Source organism: Candidatus Fermentibacter sp. (assembly GCA_030373045.1).
GTDB lineage: Bacteria > Fermentibacterota > Fermentibacteria > Fermentibacterales > Fermentibacteraceae > Fermentibacter.
This window is the reverse complement of sequence record JAUCPW010000066.1, coordinates 1-1,070: the sequence shown is the minus strand read 5'-3', so window position 1 is coordinate 1,070 and position 1,070 is coordinate 1. Positions and strand designations below refer to the sequence as shown.

Sequence of the window (1,070 nt, the reverse complement as noted above, 5' to 3'; positions counted from 1 at the left end):
GTCGAGGGAGATCCTCGTGAGGGGCCCGCTCGCGTAGACGTTCCGCATCCGCTCGATCTCGTCGTCAGTCAGAGGCTCCAGCCCCTCTTCAAGTCGTCGATCCATCGTCTCACCTTCCTCAGGAGATATTTCCCTCGCATCGCTCGTCACAGTCGCGAGTCTCGGGTCTCGGACCCATTTCACTCACACCAGTCCGTGTGATTCCATCCCGGAGGACACAGGATGTCCCGAGACGTCGTCAGCGCGTACCGCGCGATGAGCGGGGCGTAGCGAATTTCGAGGTCCCGATCGTGTTCGTACACGAGATCACCCTGTCCCCTGAGGGACAGGGTCACCTCGTTCATACGCGAATCCAAATGTACCTCGGCTGATACCTCAGCCCCTCATTCGAGCGAACATACCTCTCCCCCTTTTCTGTCAGACGATGAGGAACAGGGAACGTGCTCGGGGGAGCGTCAATGTCACCCTCCCCGCCCACGATCCGATCCCCCTGTTCCTTGAGGTACAAGAGCAGCTCGATGAACGGCATCGTCCCCTCCTACAGGCTGTCGCTCCGGAGCAGGTAGCCCCCGTCCCGCTCCCTCGCGTCCTGGCCGGGGTTCAGCCCCCGCCGCGACGACTTCTCGATCTTCCCGCCGTCCGGCCAGAGCCTCCGACCGAGATCGTAGACCGTGGCGAAGCACATATCCATCCCGCACCCGTGGACGCGGACCGCGTCATGGTATCCCCGCGTCATCGTCAGCCCCAGGGCCCGAGCCATGTACCCCGTGAGGTACACGGGCTGATTCTTCTTGATCGCGTAGAACGAGATGGTCCGGCTCATCCCCGACCGCGACACCGACCGGACGATCCCGTAGACCCTGTCGCCGGGTCGGAGAATCTTCCGGAGCTCCGCGATCGCCTGGTCCTGCTCCGCCCTCTTCTCGCTCTTCTTGCTTGACATGGTCCTACCCTCCTAGCTCACTCACCGTCGCAGGATGCCGGCCCCGTCGGCCGGCCCCGCTGGCCCCCGCGCCCGGTCTCGAACCGGCCAGGCACGCCGCTCCCTGTCTCTTATACACATCTGACGC

The 1,070-nt window shown here is 63.7% G+C and carries 2 protein-coding genes; both read right to left on the bottom strand.

Features of this window, described 5'->3' with window-relative positions; genetic code table 11:
• Positions 1 to 340: 340 nt before the first annotated feature.
• Entirely contained in the window at positions 341 to 529 is a 189-nt protein-coding gene (locus tag QUS11_11265; GenBank protein ID MDM7993875.1) for a hypothetical protein, read from the bottom strand.
• A gap of 9 nt (positions 530 to 538) precedes the next feature.
• Positions 539 to 943, bottom strand: coding sequence for a hypothetical protein (locus tag QUS11_11260; GenBank protein MDM7993874.1), 405 nt, complete (start codon positions 941 to 943; stop codon positions 539 to 541).
• Between the last annotated feature and the right edge of the window lie 127 nt (positions 944 to 1,070).

What these genes read in the sequence shown, in the direction of transcription:
- QUS11_11260 (MDM7993874.1), bottom strand. Translation starts at nt 943, where the DNA reads ATGTCAAGCAAGAAGAGCGAGAAGAGGGCGGAGCAGGACCAGGCGATC.
- QUS11_11265 (MDM7993875.1), bottom strand. Translation starts at nt 529, where the DNA reads ATGCCGTTCATCGAGCTGCTCTTGTACCTCAAGGAACAGGGGGATCGG.